This window comes from Xanthomonas vasicola pv. musacearum NCPPB 4379 (genome assembly GCF_000277895.2).
In the GTDB taxonomy this organism is placed as follows: Bacteria; Pseudomonadota; Gammaproteobacteria; order Xanthomonadales; family Xanthomonadaceae; genus Xanthomonas; species Xanthomonas vasicola.
The window spans coordinates 3950000-3964405 of record NZ_CP034655.1; the positions used below are offsets into that span (position 1 = coordinate 3950000).

At 63.0% G+C, this 14406-nt stretch carries 11 protein-coding genes, 1 other RNA gene and 1 pseudogene; 6 read left to right on the top strand and 7 right to left on the bottom strand.

Annotation, left to right across the window (positions count from 1 at the left end; all coding sequences use genetic code 11):
• The first annotated feature begins 263 nt into the window (after positions 1 to 263).
• On the top strand, positions 264 to 1409 hold the full coding sequence (locus KWO_RS18340; protein ID WP_017113142.1) for an ROK family protein: 1146 nt from the start codon (positions 264 to 266) through the stop codon (positions 1407 to 1409).
• A gap of 20 nt (positions 1410 to 1429) precedes the next feature.
• On the opposite strand, the gene KWO_RS18345 is transcribed toward KWO_RS18340, so the two are convergent.
• From KWO_RS18345 to KWO_RS18370, 6 genes are all read right to left on the bottom strand, one after another.
• Positions 1430 to 2131: a hypothetical protein gene (locus KWO_RS18345; RefSeq protein WP_026113252.1), complete on the bottom strand. Its 702-nt coding sequence runs from the start codon at positions 2129 to 2131 to the stop codon at positions 1430 to 1432.
• A 175-nt stretch (positions 2132 to 2306) separates the two neighbouring features.
• Positions 2307 to 3191, bottom strand: coding sequence for a peptidylprolyl isomerase (locus KWO_RS18350; protein WP_010374360.1), 885 nt, complete (start codon positions 3189 to 3191; stop codon positions 2307 to 2309).
• Between the two features lie 81 nt (positions 3192 to 3272).
• Complete coding sequence (locus tag KWO_RS18355; protein ID WP_017118524.1) at positions 3273 to 4283, bottom strand: glycerophosphodiester phosphodiesterase family protein; 1011 nt, start codon at positions 4281 to 4283, stop codon at positions 3273 to 3275.
• 605 nt (positions 4284 to 4888) lie between these two features.
• Positions 4889 to 6616 carry a cation acetate symporter gene (locus KWO_RS18360; protein WP_010374365.1) on the bottom strand — a complete coding sequence of 576 codons (1728 nt, stop codon included), beginning with the start codon at positions 6614 to 6616 and terminating at the stop codon, positions 4889 to 4891.
• Positions 6613 to 6930, bottom strand: coding sequence for a DUF485 domain-containing protein (locus KWO_RS18365; protein WP_010374366.1), 318 nt, complete (start codon positions 6928 to 6930; stop codon positions 6613 to 6615). The genes KWO_RS18360 and KWO_RS18365 overlap by 4 nt, the downstream gene beginning before the upstream one ends.
• Before the next feature lie 85 nt (positions 6931 to 7015).
• Positions 7016 to 8398 (bottom strand): DcaP family trimeric outer membrane transporter, encoded by a 1383-nt coding sequence (locus KWO_RS18370; protein ID WP_010381346.1) that lies wholly within the window; start codon positions 8396 to 8398, stop codon positions 7016 to 7018.
• Between the two features lie 297 nt (positions 8399 to 8695).
• On the opposite strand from KWO_RS18370, the gene acs reads away from it, so the two are divergent.
• The 3 genes from acs (at position 8696) to KWO_RS18385 (ending at position 12230) form a co-directional block, all read left to right on the top strand.
• Positions 8696 to 10639, top strand: coding sequence for an acetate--CoA ligase (acs, locus tag KWO_RS18375; protein WP_010381345.1), 1944 nt, complete (start codon positions 8696 to 8698; stop codon positions 10637 to 10639).
• A 292-nt stretch (positions 10640 to 10931) separates the two neighbouring features.
• A complete protein-coding gene (locus tag KWO_RS18380; RefSeq protein ID WP_010374372.1) occupies positions 10932 to 11600 on the top strand; it encodes a response regulator transcription factor in 669 nt (222 codons plus the stop codon).
• A 554-nt stretch (positions 11601 to 12154) separates the two neighbouring features.
• Positions 12155 to 12230, top strand: a non-coding RNA gene (locus KWO_RS18385) — sX9 sRNA.
• A 53-nt stretch (positions 12231 to 12283) separates the two neighbouring features.
• Here the strand turns inward: KWO_RS18385 and KWO_RS23155 are convergent.
• Positions 12284 to 13041 (bottom strand): annotated as a pseudogene (locus KWO_RS23155) (DUF4424 family protein); the annotation flags it as partial.
• 499 nt (positions 13042 to 13540) lie between these two features.
• On the opposite strand from KWO_RS23155, the gene KWO_RS18400 reads away from it, so the two are divergent.
• On the top strand, positions 13541 to 14104 hold the full coding sequence (locus tag KWO_RS18400; RefSeq protein WP_017115910.1) for a peroxiredoxin family protein: 564 nt from the start codon (positions 13541 to 13543) through the stop codon (positions 14102 to 14104).
• A 3-nt stretch (positions 14105 to 14107) separates the two neighbouring features.
• The gene (locus KWO_RS18405; RefSeq protein WP_010374380.1) at positions 14108 to 14311 is read left to right on the top strand and encodes a hypothetical protein; all 204 of its coding nucleotides are present in this window, start codon (positions 14108 to 14110) and stop codon (positions 14309 to 14311) included.
• The last annotated feature ends 95 nt before the right edge of the window (positions 14312 to 14406 follow it).

The window sequence follows — 14406 nt, forward strand, 5'->3', positions numbered from 1 at the left end:
CCGCGATGCCGTTATGAATATGGGCCGGGCGCGTGCAGCCCGCCCAGGCGCGTGCCCTCCGTGGTTCGGGTAGCCGTGCGGCTTGGCGCGCCGGGTTGGCGCCTACTCGCAGGTGGCACCGATGAGGGGCAATTGGTGCCCGTGAGCGAAGCATAACGTTGTCATCTGCAAGTGACGGTGGCTATCAGTTCAATAACTTACTGTGAATTAATTAGCTCGGCCGAAGTGGGTAAGCTAGCGCTACCTCTATGACACAGCGAACCATGCCGTCATCAGTTGCCGTCGCGTTGCCGCCGCATTCGCCTGCGTTCCCGAGCCTGAGCCTTAACGAGCGCGACATGCTCGACCGCCTGCGTCTGGCCGGTGTGCTCACCCGTGCCGACTTTAGCCGCGGCAGCGGGCTGACTGTGCAGACCGCAGTGCGGCTGATCGAAGGTCTGCAGGCGCGCGGCATGGTGCAGATGGGTGAGGCGGTGGCGCGTAGCGGGCGAGGAAAGCCGGGCATGGCGGTGTCGCTGAATCCGGCCTACGGGCACACGCTGGGTATTTCCATCGCCACCGATGTGCTGACCCTAGCATTGGTGGATTTTTCCGGAGCAGTGCTCGCCGTCAGCGAGGTCGCGCTGACCGACACCACCTTGTACGGCGTGCTCACCCAGCTGCAGGCGGCCGATGCGGCGTTGCTGGCACGCGTAGACGATGCCGGCCCACGCCTGGGCATCGGCGTAGCGATGACCGGGTTCTTCACCGGCGAGGATGCTTTCATCAATCCGCCCGAACCGCTGCGCGCCCTGGGCCAGATCGCACTGTGCCCGTGGCTGGCCGAGGCGTTCGGGCAACCGGTATGGATGGATAACGACGGCAGCGTTGCCGCCGCTGGCGAGGCAATGCTGGGCGTGGGCCAACGCCATCGCGATTTCGCGTATCTGTATTTGAGTTACGGACTGGGCGGCGGCTTGGTCATCGACGGCCAAGTCATGCGGGGGGCACGCGGCAATGCCGGCGAATTTGCCGGCATGTTGCCTGCGCAGAAGCTGGAACGCGCCACCCTGGAATTGCTGCGTGAACTGCTGGCCGAAGACGGCGTGATCTTTGCCGATGTGCGCAGATTGCTGGCCGCTTACGATCCGGCCTGGCCGGCGATCGAGCGCTGGATCGTCCGCAGCGCGCCGGGGCTGTCGTTGATCATTTCGGCCATCACGGCCGTGTGCGACCCCGAAGCCATCGTGTTTGGCGGACGCCTGCCATGCGATCTGGCGCGACGTCTGATCGCGGCGGTGCAGATCGACAATCTGCCACGGCGCGGCCAATCCCGCCCGATGCCGGTGCTGCTTCCGGCCGAAGCGCCTGCCGATGCCTGCGCGATTGGCGCGGCGACCTTGCCATTGCAGGCGCGTTACTTCCGCTGAGGCGGATGCTGCCTACGCGGCTAGCGCCCTTGCTGCGATGAGAGATACGCGCTCTGGTTAGCGGCAGCATCGCTGTCATTTCGTCGTTGCCGCAGGTGGCGGCAGCAATCGTCGAATAGCTCCACCGCCAGCGTGCGCGCTTGTTGCTGCTGCTGTTGAGCAAGCGCGTCCAACACTTCGTCCTCGGCCTGCAGTGGCGCAGTCGCCTCCAGCGCTCGCCCCGGCGGCTGGCGTGCGGCAAGTCGCCACGCCGCCGCATAGACCGGGTCGGGCGCATGCAGCAGCGGCGATTCTTGCGCCAAGGTATCGATGGCATCGCGGTGACCTGCCAATGCCAGCGCTTCCAGTTCGCTCACGATGACAGCCACCTCGCGCTCTGCATCCGGCGACAAGGTTGGCTGCGTGCGCGTAGGCGCTGCCGCCACAGCGCGCTGCATCAGGTCGGCCGCGCGTTGCGCCAGCAGATAGCGCTGGGCATCCACATCGCCGCGCGCGGCGGCGGTACGGAGCATCGCCTCGATCTGCAACGGCGTGCCCGCCACGCATCCGGCACGACCAGACAACCCTGCGGCACTCACCGCACCGCGCGCAATCTGCGCAGCCTGTTCGTGCTGACGTTCGCGGCAGGCACGTTGCTGCATCGCGTTGTCGAACAAGCTGGGCGATGCGCTGTTGGATGCCTGGCGTGATCGGGGGGCAATCGATGGGGCGCTCGGCGTCATGGTGCGATCCTGCACGCGCGGCGCTTGGGGTGCATGCGACGCGTGCAGCGACCACGCACTAAACGCCAGCACCAGCACCGCCACGATCGCCACAACCATGCCCCGCCATGGCCAGGCTGATCGGTCGCCAAGCCCATGCGCCGTTTGCAGTGGGCTTGTCATCAGCTAACCCGCCTCAACGCAACGCCGCTTCCAGCGCGGCGTGATCGAAGCGCACCGGGTTGGCCTGACGCAGCTGTTCCAATGCGTCGGCGGCCGCCTGGTCGCGCAATTGCACCTCGATCTGTCCACGTGCGCTGTCCAGGGTTGCCGGTCGCCGCGCATCGACACGGATCAGGTGGTAACCCTCCGGGCCACGCACTGGGGCCGACACCTGCCCCACTGCCAGATCCTGCACCGGCGCGACAAACGCATCCGCCACATTGCGCAGGAAAATCGGCGACAGTTCGCCGCCTTCGGCCGCAGTACTGCCATCGTCGGATTCGCGCATCGCCAGTTCGGCAAACGGTGTACCGGACTCCAGCTGTTGCTTCAGGCGCTGCGCCCGGGCTAGCGCCTGAGCATCGGTCAGGGGCGTACCACGCCGCGCCTCACCCTGCGGCTTCAACGCCACGAACAAATGACTCAAGTGCACTTCATCGTAATCGTGTGGGTGCGCATCGAATTGCGCTTTTATCTGCGAAGCATCGATACGCGCGCTTTCGCGTGCACGCGTCTGCACGGCCTTGGCCAGGATCGCATCGGTCGCCTGACGGATCCGTGCGGCCACGACCGGGTCGTCCTGCAAATGCACGCGCCGGGCCTGCTCCACCAGCAACAGGCGATCGGCGAATTCGCGCACAAACTCCGGGTCGGCCGCACTGGCCGGATTGAAATCCTGTGGCAGGCCGGCCAGCGCAAGCGCGCGGTACTCCTGCGCATCGAGCGATTGTTTGCCGATCTGCAGCACCGGTGCCTGGTTGCTGCGGACATCGGATGCGGCAGTGGCGGCCTGCGCCACTGCCACGCAGAAGATCAGGCTCGCCGCTAGCGCGGCAGGCAACACACGTGTGGAAACCATACGACAACCTCCGTTAGACAAGAACCGACGGCGGTCAGCGCCGCCGTCGGGTTCGGCCCGTGGGCCAACCAGATGCATGCGTTATTCGTGCTTGCCGCGCGCACGCAGATAAGCGATGGCGCCCTTCGGGTCATCGGTGGTGATCAGGCGGAAGTCCTCGTCGCGCGTGATGAAATCCAGACTGCCGCGATTGTCAGCCGTGTCGCGGCCGCCCGAGTAGGAGAAATACAGATCCGACAAGGCGTAGCAGCACGCGCCGCTGTTTTGATAGAACTTGCCGGCATACGGACCGTCGGGAATGGCCTGAAACACACCGACGCGATAGCCGCGCTCACGAATGAAGTCGGCATCGCTTTGCAACAAGCCACCGAGCTGCTTGACGTTGATTTCCATCGTCTGCTGGCCGTCGTTCATCCACGCCGAGATCGTCTGGCGCACGTTGATCTTGCCGAGCATGTTTGTGGTGAAGACCGGAATACCGACCATGCCGCTCCCGTCGGCACGGTAGGCAGCGCGGCTGGTGTACAGCGTTGCATTGACCTTGGCGGCAACATAGGTGCCGGACGCAACACCGAACGCGTCTTCGGCTGCCCTGCGGACGGCGCGTACCGTGGCCGCATCCTTGATGTCGAACACCATCGGTACGCGCAGGTTGTGCTGCCTGTAATAGGTGAACACCTCATCGACCCGCGGCACGTGATAGGCGGAGATGGTTCTGCGGTCTGGACTCAGCAGAAAAAGTGAACCGACCTGCGACCAGGGCGTCACCAGGATGGATGGGTTCACGCCCTGATTGGTGATCGGGTCGTATTTAACGCCTGGATGCTGCTGCCACACCGTGGTGGTACGGCCAAGGTTGTAGTCGTGCAACAGGACCGGCACACCGTCGCTGGTGAGCTTGACGTCCAACTCCACGCCATCCATGCACTGGTCATTAGCAGCCTGCAACGCGCCGCGCGAATTCTCCGGCATATCGCGGATTCCAGAATAGCTTCCCCACAGGCCGCGATGCGCCAGCACCGTCGTTTTATTGGCGCTATTGAACAGGATGGCATCCATTTTATTTGCGGTGGAGTCGTTACAGGCCGCCATCGCCAACTGTGGCAGGGCTGCCAATAGCGCAAGCGTTCCAACGAGCCTGCATGCACGGGCCAGCGGATGGGTCTTACAAGAAGTCGTCATGTCTCTCGTCTCCAGAAGGAAGGAAGGTGCAGCACTGATGACGAGGACCGATGGGTCGACACCATCGATGCATTCGCCGGACCGCGCCCTCACTCCACCGACCAAGGCAGTGAGCGAGGGCGAGCCGGCCGTGATCGGCGGTCGACTCGGCGGGAAATTTACTTACTTTCGATGACTTAATTTCTTCGACGAGATGGCGGTTTGCTACCGGTGCGCAGAGATGGCGCACCGAGCGAACGAATGTCGACGATGTGGCAGGCAAGGCCGCAGGTTTCGCCTGCTCCGGCGCGATGACCGCGAAGACGAGGTGCAGATGCGGCACCGGGCGCGGCTTGCCCGCAGCAACTCAACGGTGCTCGGTCACCAACAGATTCCGGACACGCAGGCCAGCAGCGCCCTGGCACCGTCTCGCGATTGCCGGGCCGTTTCGCCAAACATGCGGCAGCGTTGTCAAAAACGCAGAACGCCGGCACTGGGCCGGCGCTTGCGATCACACCAACAATGACGCTGGTCGATCAGTGACCGGACGCACTGCTGGCACCCAGGCCGGTTTCGGCACGGATCTGCTGCGCCTTGAACGCTGCGCGTTCGTTGGCGGCCTGCGGGCTGCGATCCAGCACCGAGAACAACCAAATGCCGACAAAGCCAATCGTCATCGAGAACAACGCCGGCGAGGTGTACGGGAACGGCGCCGAGCCGGCCGCATTGCCCAGCGTGTCCACCCACACCGATGGCGACAGGATCGTCAGCACCAGCGACGAGATCAGGCCCAGGAAACCACCGGCCACTGCGCCACGGGTGGTGCAGTTCTTCCACAACAACGACAGGATCAGCACCGGGAAGTTGGCCGAGGCGGCGATGGCGAATGCCAGCGACACCATGAAGGCCACGTTCTGCTTCTCGAACACGATGCCCAGCAGCACCGCGATCACGCCCAGCACCAGGGTGGTGGCACGCGAGACCTTGAGCTCGGAGCCAGGTGCCGGGTTGCCCTTCTTGATCACCGTGGCATACAGGTCATGCGACACCGCCGAGGCGCCGGACAGGGTCAGGCCCGCAACCACCGCCAGGATGGTGGCGAAGGCCACCGCCGAGATGAAGCCCATGAACACGTTGCCGCCCACTGCATTGCCGACCAGCACCGCCGCCATGTTGGCCGCACCCTTGCCGCCGTGGATGGTGCCGGTGGCAACATCGGCGAACTGCGGGTTGGTCAACACCAGTGCGATGGCACCGAAGCCAATGATGAAGATCAGGATGTAGAAGTAGCCGATCCAGGTGGTCGCCCACAGCACCGACTTGCGTGCCTGCTTGGCATCGGGAACGGTGAAGAAGCGCATCAGGATGTGCGGCAGGCCGGCGGTGCCGAACATCAGCGCCATACCGAAGGAAATCGCCGAAATCGGGTCCTTCACGAAGCCACCCGGGCCCATGATCGCCAGACCTGCTTTTGCCGCGTCCTCCGGCGATGCACCGCCGTTGGCCGCAATGGCGGTCTTCACCCGCACGCCCTCGGCAAACAGCGCCTCGAAGCTGAAGTTGAAGTGCCACATGATGGCCACGGCCATGAAGGTCACGCCGGTCAGCAGCAGCACGGCCTTGATGATCTGCACCCAGGTGGTTGCAGTCATGCCGCCGAACAGCACGTAGATCATCATCAGCACGCCGACCAGGGTCACCGCCACCCAGTAGTCCAGGCCGAACAGCAACTTGATCAACGCACCGGCGCCGACCATCTGTGCGATCAGATAGAACAGCACTACCACCAGCGTGCCCGACGCCGCAAAGCTACGGATCGCGGTCGGCGCGAAGCGGTAACCGGCCACGTCGGCGAAGGTGTACTTGCCGAGGTTGCGCAGGCGTTCTGCCATCAGGAAGGTCAAGATGGGCCAGCCGACCAGAAAGCCGATCGCATAGATCAGACCGTCGTAGCCGTTGGCCATCACCGCAGCGGTAATACCCAGGAACGAAGCCGCCGACATGAAGTCGCCGGCGATCGCCAGGCCATTCTGGAAGCCGGTGATGCCACCGCCGGCGGTATAGAAGTCAGCGGCCGACTTGGTCTTGGCCGCCGCCCACTTGGTGATCCACAAGGTGCCCAGCACGAAGAAGCCGAACATGCCGATTGCCACCCAGTTGGTGGGTTGCTTGTCGACCTGGCCCATGTCACCGCCGGCTGCCAGTGCGATGCCGGCAGGCAGCAGACCGGCAAGTATCAGAAGAAGGCGCGAATACTTGCTCATTTGCGGGCTTCCTCCAGGATCTGCGCGGTCAGCTGGTCGTAAGTACTGTTGGCGCGACGCACGTAGATAGCGGTAATGACGATGGTGAACATCATCACCCCGATCGCGATCGGAATGCCGATCGAGGTCACGCCGGCACCGATCGGCTTGGCGAGGAATTCCTTGTCGAACGCGATCAGGCCGATGTAGCCGTAATAGGCTAGCAACATCAGCACGGTGAGTGTCCAGCCCAGCGTATTTCGCTGACGCTTGAGTGCGTGGTACTTCGGATTGGCGTCGATCTTGGCGATCAACGCTTCATTCGAGACGGTCATGGTCTGTCTCCTGGTAGAGCGCTGGTAAAACGAAGGATGCGACGCCCGCTCCACCGCAATGGAGCAGGCCGCCGGTGGCAGCAACTTAGAAGCTGTACTTGGTGGTGAACTGCAGCCGCGAGATGTCGCCGCTGTCGCCGTTTTCGGCTTCGCGCCGGCCGTACATCAGCTCGGCGCCCACATCCACCTTCGGCAATGGCGAATAAAACACGTTGGCGCGGATGCTCTGCTGCGACTTGCTGGCCAGCCCGCCGGTGTTGGCCAGCGAGTGGTCGTAATCCGCGCGCGAATACATGATGGTGCTACGCAGCTTGGCGGTGTAGTCGTGGCGCCAGGCTACCCAGCCGGCAACTGTGCTGACGGTCTGGATATTGCCGTCGATATCGATCTCCACATCCGAGCCGTTGCCCAGGCCCAGATAGCGCCCCAGGCCTTCGCCGTAGCTGAGTTGGTAACGCAGATCGTTATTGGAGTTGATGATCCAGCGGCCGCCGCCGGCGATGGCGCCGCCGAAATCGGTGTCGTTGGTCAACGTGCTGCGGGTGCGGTACTGACGCGCAATGGCCGACAAACCGAACGTGCCCCAGGTGCCCTTCCAGTTGTAGCGCGCGGTCAGGTCCGGCATCGCGCCGTGGTCCGAGGCCAGGATGGTGTTGCCACCCTGATACGGCGTGGTCAGCGTCTCGGGGTTTTCGGCCGACACGCTGAAGGCGCCGCGGGTGTAACGAATCTGGGTCTGACGGCTGAACAACGCACCGTCGGTCGGCCCGACGATATCGGCCGCTTCCGGAAGAATCGTGGGATCGATGAAGTTGGACCAGGTCTGACCGGCCAGCCAGTTGTTCCAGCTCATGTAAGCGTGCCGCAAGGTGCCGCCGTAGAGATTGTTGACCTGGTTGGCCAGCGCATTGCCGAAGAAATCGATTTCGATGAAGCCGGTGAGCTTGTCGCCGTTTTCTGTGACGGTATCCACGCCCAGGTTGAAGCGCGAGAACTTGGCATGGAAGTCGGTGTCGGTGCTGGAGGCTTGCCCGCCGACCGGTGTCTGGGTCGGGATGTACAGGTAACGCCCAACCGCACCTTCAGGCAATGCGCCGTCGCTGGTGCGGGTGGTCATGAAGTCGGCCTTGATGAAACCACCGTAACGGAACGTTGTCCCCGGCAACGCGTTCGGTGTGATGCTGGTCAGCTGGATCGGCTTCTTGCCGGCAGGCACCACCGGTGCAGGCGGCGTCTGTGCCTGCAAGGTGCGCACTTCGCTAACCTGGGTCTGCGTCTGAGCGATCTGGCCCTGCTGCTGTTGCTGCGCAGAAACCAACAACTGGACTTGACGCTCGAGCTCGGCGATGCGCGCTTCCAGTGCCTTTTCATTGGACGTCTGTGCGAACGCCACGCCCGGCAAAATGGTGGCAACAAACAAGGCGGCCGCCAACGGATGGCGCACCAGCGGTGCAATACGGTGTTTCATGAAACCCTCTCTCCAATGAAGGCCTCGCGCTTGATGGCGATGCTGTGCGGAGCGTGAGGCAGTCCGCGCTTCGCGGACTATTCGCCTTTGGTCGTAGCTGCAACGCAGCATTCTGCTAGATGACCGATGGTCGCACTGCAGCCCGCAATGGATGTGCCCTGGTGCACCTCCCGAGGGTTACGACCATGGTCTAAGGCGTCGTTGGCCGACGGGACAGAATGGATGCGGCACACTGATCGTCTACCGAGGGCAGCTGCAACGCCCTCTTCCGACAAGTTCATCGCAAGTGAGGGTGCCATGGCAGATGTTTATCCCGTCGATCCCGCGTTCGCCGCCGATGCGCGCGTGACGCGCGAGCAGTACGCCGCGCTGTATCGCGAATCGATCGAACACCCCGAGCAGTTCTGGGGCAAGGCCGCGCAGCGGTTGGAATGGTTCAAGCAACCCACCCAGGTCAAGGACGTCAGCTATGCGCTGGACGACTTCCATATCCGCTGGTTCGGCGATGGCGAGCTCAATGCCAGCGTCAACTGCCTGGACCGCCAGCTGGCCACGCGCGGCGACAAGACCGCGCTGCTGTTCGAACCCGACAGCCCGGGCGCGGCGTCGTACCCGGTCACCTATCGCGAGTTGTACGAGCGCGTCTGCAAGCTGGGCAATGCGCTGCGTAACCTGGGCGTCAAGAAGGGCGACCGGGTCACCATCTATCTGCCGATGATTGTCGATGCGGCCGTGGCCATGCTCGCCTGCGCGCGCATCGGTGCGGTGCACTCGGTGGTGTTCGGCGGCTTTGCTGCCAACTCGATCGCCGACCGCGTGATCGATTGCCAGAGCAAGCTGATTATCACCGCCGACGAAGGCCTGCGCGGCGGCAAGAAGATTCCGCTCAAGGCCAATGTCGATGCAGCGCTGAAGATTCCCGGCACCGACACGGTCGAAACCGTGCTGGTGGTGCGCCACACCGGTGGTGCGGTGGAGATACAGGCACCGCGCGACCGCTGGTTTCATGATGTGGTCGACGGCCAGCCGGCCGAGTGCGAACCCGAGCGAATGAACGCCGAAGACCCGCTTTTCATCCTCTACACGTCCGGCTCCACCGGCAAACCCAAGGGCGTGCTGCACACCACCGCCGGCTATCTGTTGTTTGCCAGCTACACCCATGAAGTGGTGTTCGACCTGCGCGAGGACGACATCTACTGGTGCACTGCGGATGTGGGTTGGGTTACCGGCCACAGCTACATCGTCTACGGCCCGCTTGCCAATGGCGCCACCGCGGTGATGTTCGAAGGCGTACCCAATTACCCGAACGTGTCGCGCTTTTGGGAAGTGATCGACAAGCATCAGGTCACCATTTTCTACACCGCGCCCACCGCCATTCGCGCGCTGATGCGCGATGGCGCGGAACCGGTCAAGAAGACCTCGCGCAAGAGCCTGCGCCTGCTCGGCAGCGTCGGCGAGCCGATCAATCCGGAAGCCTGGCGCTGGTATTACGAAGTGGTCGGCGACAGCCGCTGCCCGATCGTTGACACCTGGTGGCAGACCGAAACCGGCGGCATTCTAATTTCGCCGCTGGCTGGCGCGGTCGACCTCAAGCCGGGCTCGGCCACCCTGCCGTTCTTTGGCGTGCAGCCGGCGCTGGTGGATGCCGAAGGCAAGATTCTGCAAGGCGCCACCGAAGGCAATCTGGTGTTGCTGGATTCGTGGCCGGGCCAGATGCGTAGCGTGTATGGCGACCACCAGCGTTTCATCGACACCTATTTCCGCACCTATCCGGGTAGCTATTTCACCGGCGACGGTTGCCGGCGCGATGCTGACGGCTATTACTGGATCACCGGCCGCGTGGACGATGTGATCAACGTCTCCGGCCACCGTATCGGCACCGCCGAAGTGGAAAGCGCACTGGTCTCGCACCCCAAGGTTGCCGAAGCGGCCGTGGTCGGCTTCCCGCACGACGTCAAGGGCCAGGGCATCTATGCCTATGTCACCCTGATCGCCGGCGAGACTCCGAGCGACGAACTGCATAAGGAACTGGTGAGCTGGGTGCGCAAGGAGATCGGCCCGATCGCCTCGCCGGATCACCTGCAGTGGGCCCCCGGCCTGCCCAAGACCCGCTCGGGCAAGATCATGCGCCGCATCCTGCGCAAGATCGCCGAGAACGCCCCGGACCAGCTGGGCGATACCTCGACCCTGGCTGATCCGTCGGTGGTGGATTCGCTGGTCAATGAGCGTCTGGCGCGCTGACACGCTGGGAATGGGGAATCGGGGAATAGGGAATCGGTAGAGCGGTTCCCTGGTTGGCGGACGTTAGATTGGGTATGGGGATTCGCAGAAGCGGGTTCCCTATCTCCCCAGCCTTCGCCGGCAGCTGCTGTCCTTCAACGCTGCCCCACTCAATTCGCTCCTCTGTTCTTTTATTCTCGTTTGCTGTCTGTGCCGTTCGTTGTCCTTGCTGTCCTTGCTGCTTGCTTGCCACTGCTGGTGTTGCTGTTGCCTTTGCGATTCCCGATCCCCACTCCCGATTCCCGGCTCCAAAATGACCACCCTGCTGATCGCTGATGACCATCCCCTGTTCCGTGAAGCCTTGCGCGGGGCGGTGCAACGCGTGATGCCGGGCGTGCAGTTGTTCGAGGCAGACACGGTGGATGCGTTGTACACGCTGGCCGATGCACAGCCGGATGCCGATCTGTTGCTGATGGATCTCAACATGCCGGGCGCGCAGGGGTTCAGTGCGTTGGTGCATATGCGCTCGCTGCATCCGCAGTTGCCGGTAGTGGTGGTGTCCGCACGCGAAGAACCCACCGTGATGCGGCGGGCGATCGACCATGGCGCATTCGGATTCATTCCCAAATCTGCAGATTCGGACACCATCGGTCGCGCATTGGCCACCGTGCTCGATGGCGAGCGCTGGATCCCGGCCGAAGCGCAAAACCTGCCACCCACCGACAGCGAAGAACGCGAGGTCGGCCAGCGTCTGCGCGATCTCACTCCGCAACAATTCCGCGTGCTGCAAATGCTGGGCGCCGGGCGCCTTAACAAGCAGATCGCCTACGATCTTGGCGTATCCGAAGCCACCATCAAGGCGCACGTCACCGCGATCCTGCGCAAGCTAGGCGTCACCAATCGCACCCAGGCCGTGCTGATGGCCGGCAAGCTCGCCATCGATGCCGACGGCATCGTGCTGCCGCCGCCGGAAGACGATTGACGCATGCCGCGCCCGCCGCCGGCTAAGCGTGTCATCAAATAGGGGGCGCTCGCTGCACGCGACAGACGATTGCCGCGATGGGTGTGGTCAGTAAGGCCGCATCGCGCGCGAGCGCGCTCCTACGTACCGGCCATGCGCGGCTGCAGCAATGAAGTGAACCTGTAGGAGCGTCCTCGGGCGCGACAGGCGTTATCAGCAACTCACGCATTGCCGCTATGCCATGCGCCTAATTCCCCGTTCGCGCTTTTCTCTACCGTCATCGTCTGGCGAGCTGCATGTTGGAAAGCGCTGACCGCAGCGCAATGACACCGACCTGCGCATGCGTGTGCACGATGGCGCCTTTCCTGAGAGGCAGTACGCGCACAGGTCTGCACGTCTGCGAGGACCCTGCCGTGAAATCTGCTCTGCCGCGCGCACGAAAGCACGTTCAAATCGCGCATCGGTACTAAGTTGGACTGCTTGAACTGGAAGGTCAGTGGGTCGATCTTTTTTAGAGCAGCTAACAAAACTACTGCGCAGCCGCCAGGCGGGCGCGGCCGGTGCTCGGAATCCTCATGTACCACTCGTACACTCCGGTTCCTGTGCGCCGCCCGCACCCGCCTGACGACTGCTCGCTACGTTTTGTTAGCCGCTCTTAGTTCGCCGTCCAAACACAGACTCAGGATGTCGCTGGGCGCCTGCTTGCGGATGGTCAGCTGGAAGTCCTTGATCGGGCCGTTCCAGTTCTTGCCGGTGGTGAGCACATAACGCAGGTTGGCCCACCCCAGACCGTACTTGCCTTCGCGGCGCTGCATGCTGGCTTTGCTGGCCGGTTCGATGCAGGTGTCTTTTGCGTAGGACTCCAGCAAATAGCTGCTGGCTGCGGGACGCCGGTTGACAAACTGGGCGTGTAGGTGTGGCGGATCTGCACGCTTCCTTTGGCAGGAAATGGCTGCTGCCAGACGAAGTACTCGTTGAGCGCGAAGCGCGGTTGCCCATCGCCATCGACCCAGCGCGCGGGCAGCGGCTTGCGTCCCTTCGGCGGCGTGGATGATTCGGTGAAGGCACAGACATCGTCCGGGGTTCAGCCGGTGGCGGCGAACGTCTTGGAGATATCGCTGCCGTCGTCCAGCAGCACCACCAGCTTGCGCGTGGTGGCGACCGGTTTGCCGTCGGCCCAGAGTTTGAAATCGGTCAGCGCATTGTGGTCGGCCATGCCGAAATACATCGGCGGCATCGGGAAGGCCACCGGCACGCTCAGGTCGCGCTCGCTGTGATTGGTGAACACGTAATCCACCTGCATGCATTCTTCGCTGAGCAGCAGCGCTTCGCGGTCCATGCTGATGTCGGGCTGATACAGCAGGCAGATGGTGCCGTTGTCGTCGCCGAAACTGCTGTCATTGGCCTGTGCGGCATTGCAGGCAAGCAGTGCCAGCACCCACAGCCGAACGGAAAACGCCATCGCGCGCGTTACATGATTCTTTAAAGGCCGGCACGCACCCACGTGCCGTGCTGCACAGCATGCCACGAGCGGGCACGGCTGGATGCTGGCCAGCAATCAGCGCTGCGTGGGCAGCGAGTGTGGCAATCACTCTCTGGCTTCTCTTTGTGTTTCTGTCGTGCTGACTTGATACCGCTGCGTGCATCTGCCGTGGATCAGCCTGCAGACGCCGTTGGTTTGAGCCGCGCTTGCGTTCGGCACTTCAATCAATTCGTGGATGCACAGACGCGCCGATGCCGCATTGCACGCTTGGCGCTTTACTGGATTGCGCAAACACCGATCCCAACGCAATGCATCAGTGACAAGCCCAAGTGCGCGGGCGTGATCGCATCCACAGCTGTATGCCGCGCGACATCGCAGTTGTCGATATCACCATTGACCATGCGTTGATGCTGGGCAAGGCTCGGGCACCCAGGACGCTGTTGGAGCTGGCATGGCACGACGTTTCCCTTGGCTCTGGATGGGCCTGCTGGTGACATGTGCATTGATTGCGGTGCTGGCGTGGCAGAACCGGCAGCTGCGCGTGCAGCAGCAATGGCTGCAGACGCGCATCAGCACACCGTATGAAGGCATGTACGTGCCGCGTATCGAAGTGACCGATGGCGATGGTCAGCGCCATGTGCTCGGCGCGCCGCAAGGGCCAGCGCAGGTGTTGTTCTTTTTCACCACCACCTGCCCGTACTGCCAGCGCTCGGCCCCAACCGTGCTGCGTGCGGCGCGGCAGCTGCAAGCCAACCTGCCGGGCCGGCCGCAGCTGCTAGGCGTGTGCCATTGCGACGCTGCGCAGGCTGCGCGCTATGCACATGTGCACGGTTTCGATTTTCCGGTGGTCACGTTGACCGATCGTCGCGCGCTGATGCTGTTTCGCGCGCGCAACGTGCCGCTACTGATGGCCATCGATGCAGAGGGGCGCGTGCGCCATTCCCATCTTGGCGTTTTCGATACCACGGAGCGGGTGCAGGAACTCGTCGCCGCCTTGCGCCACACGGACGCGCCAGCGGCTTTTGCAACGGTGAAGGAGTAATGCATGAAGAAGCGTTGGCTAACCTTACGCAGTGCGTTGATGGCGGCGACTTTTCTGGCAAGCACTGGATTCGGTGCCTTCCAGGTGATGGCGGTCGATAACGCACAGCCGAAAGTCGAATCATGTAGCGCGTGGGCCTGCAAAGCCGAGTGTCCGGAATTCGGCGGCGATCTGGGCCAGGGCAACGTCTGCTACTGCTGCGGTTAACTGTGATCGAAAGAGCGACTGCGTAGCTGCCAAACAGAAACGCTCCGTGCGTGGAATCGGCCTGTCGCACGCGTACACCCGGTTCTTCGCACTGT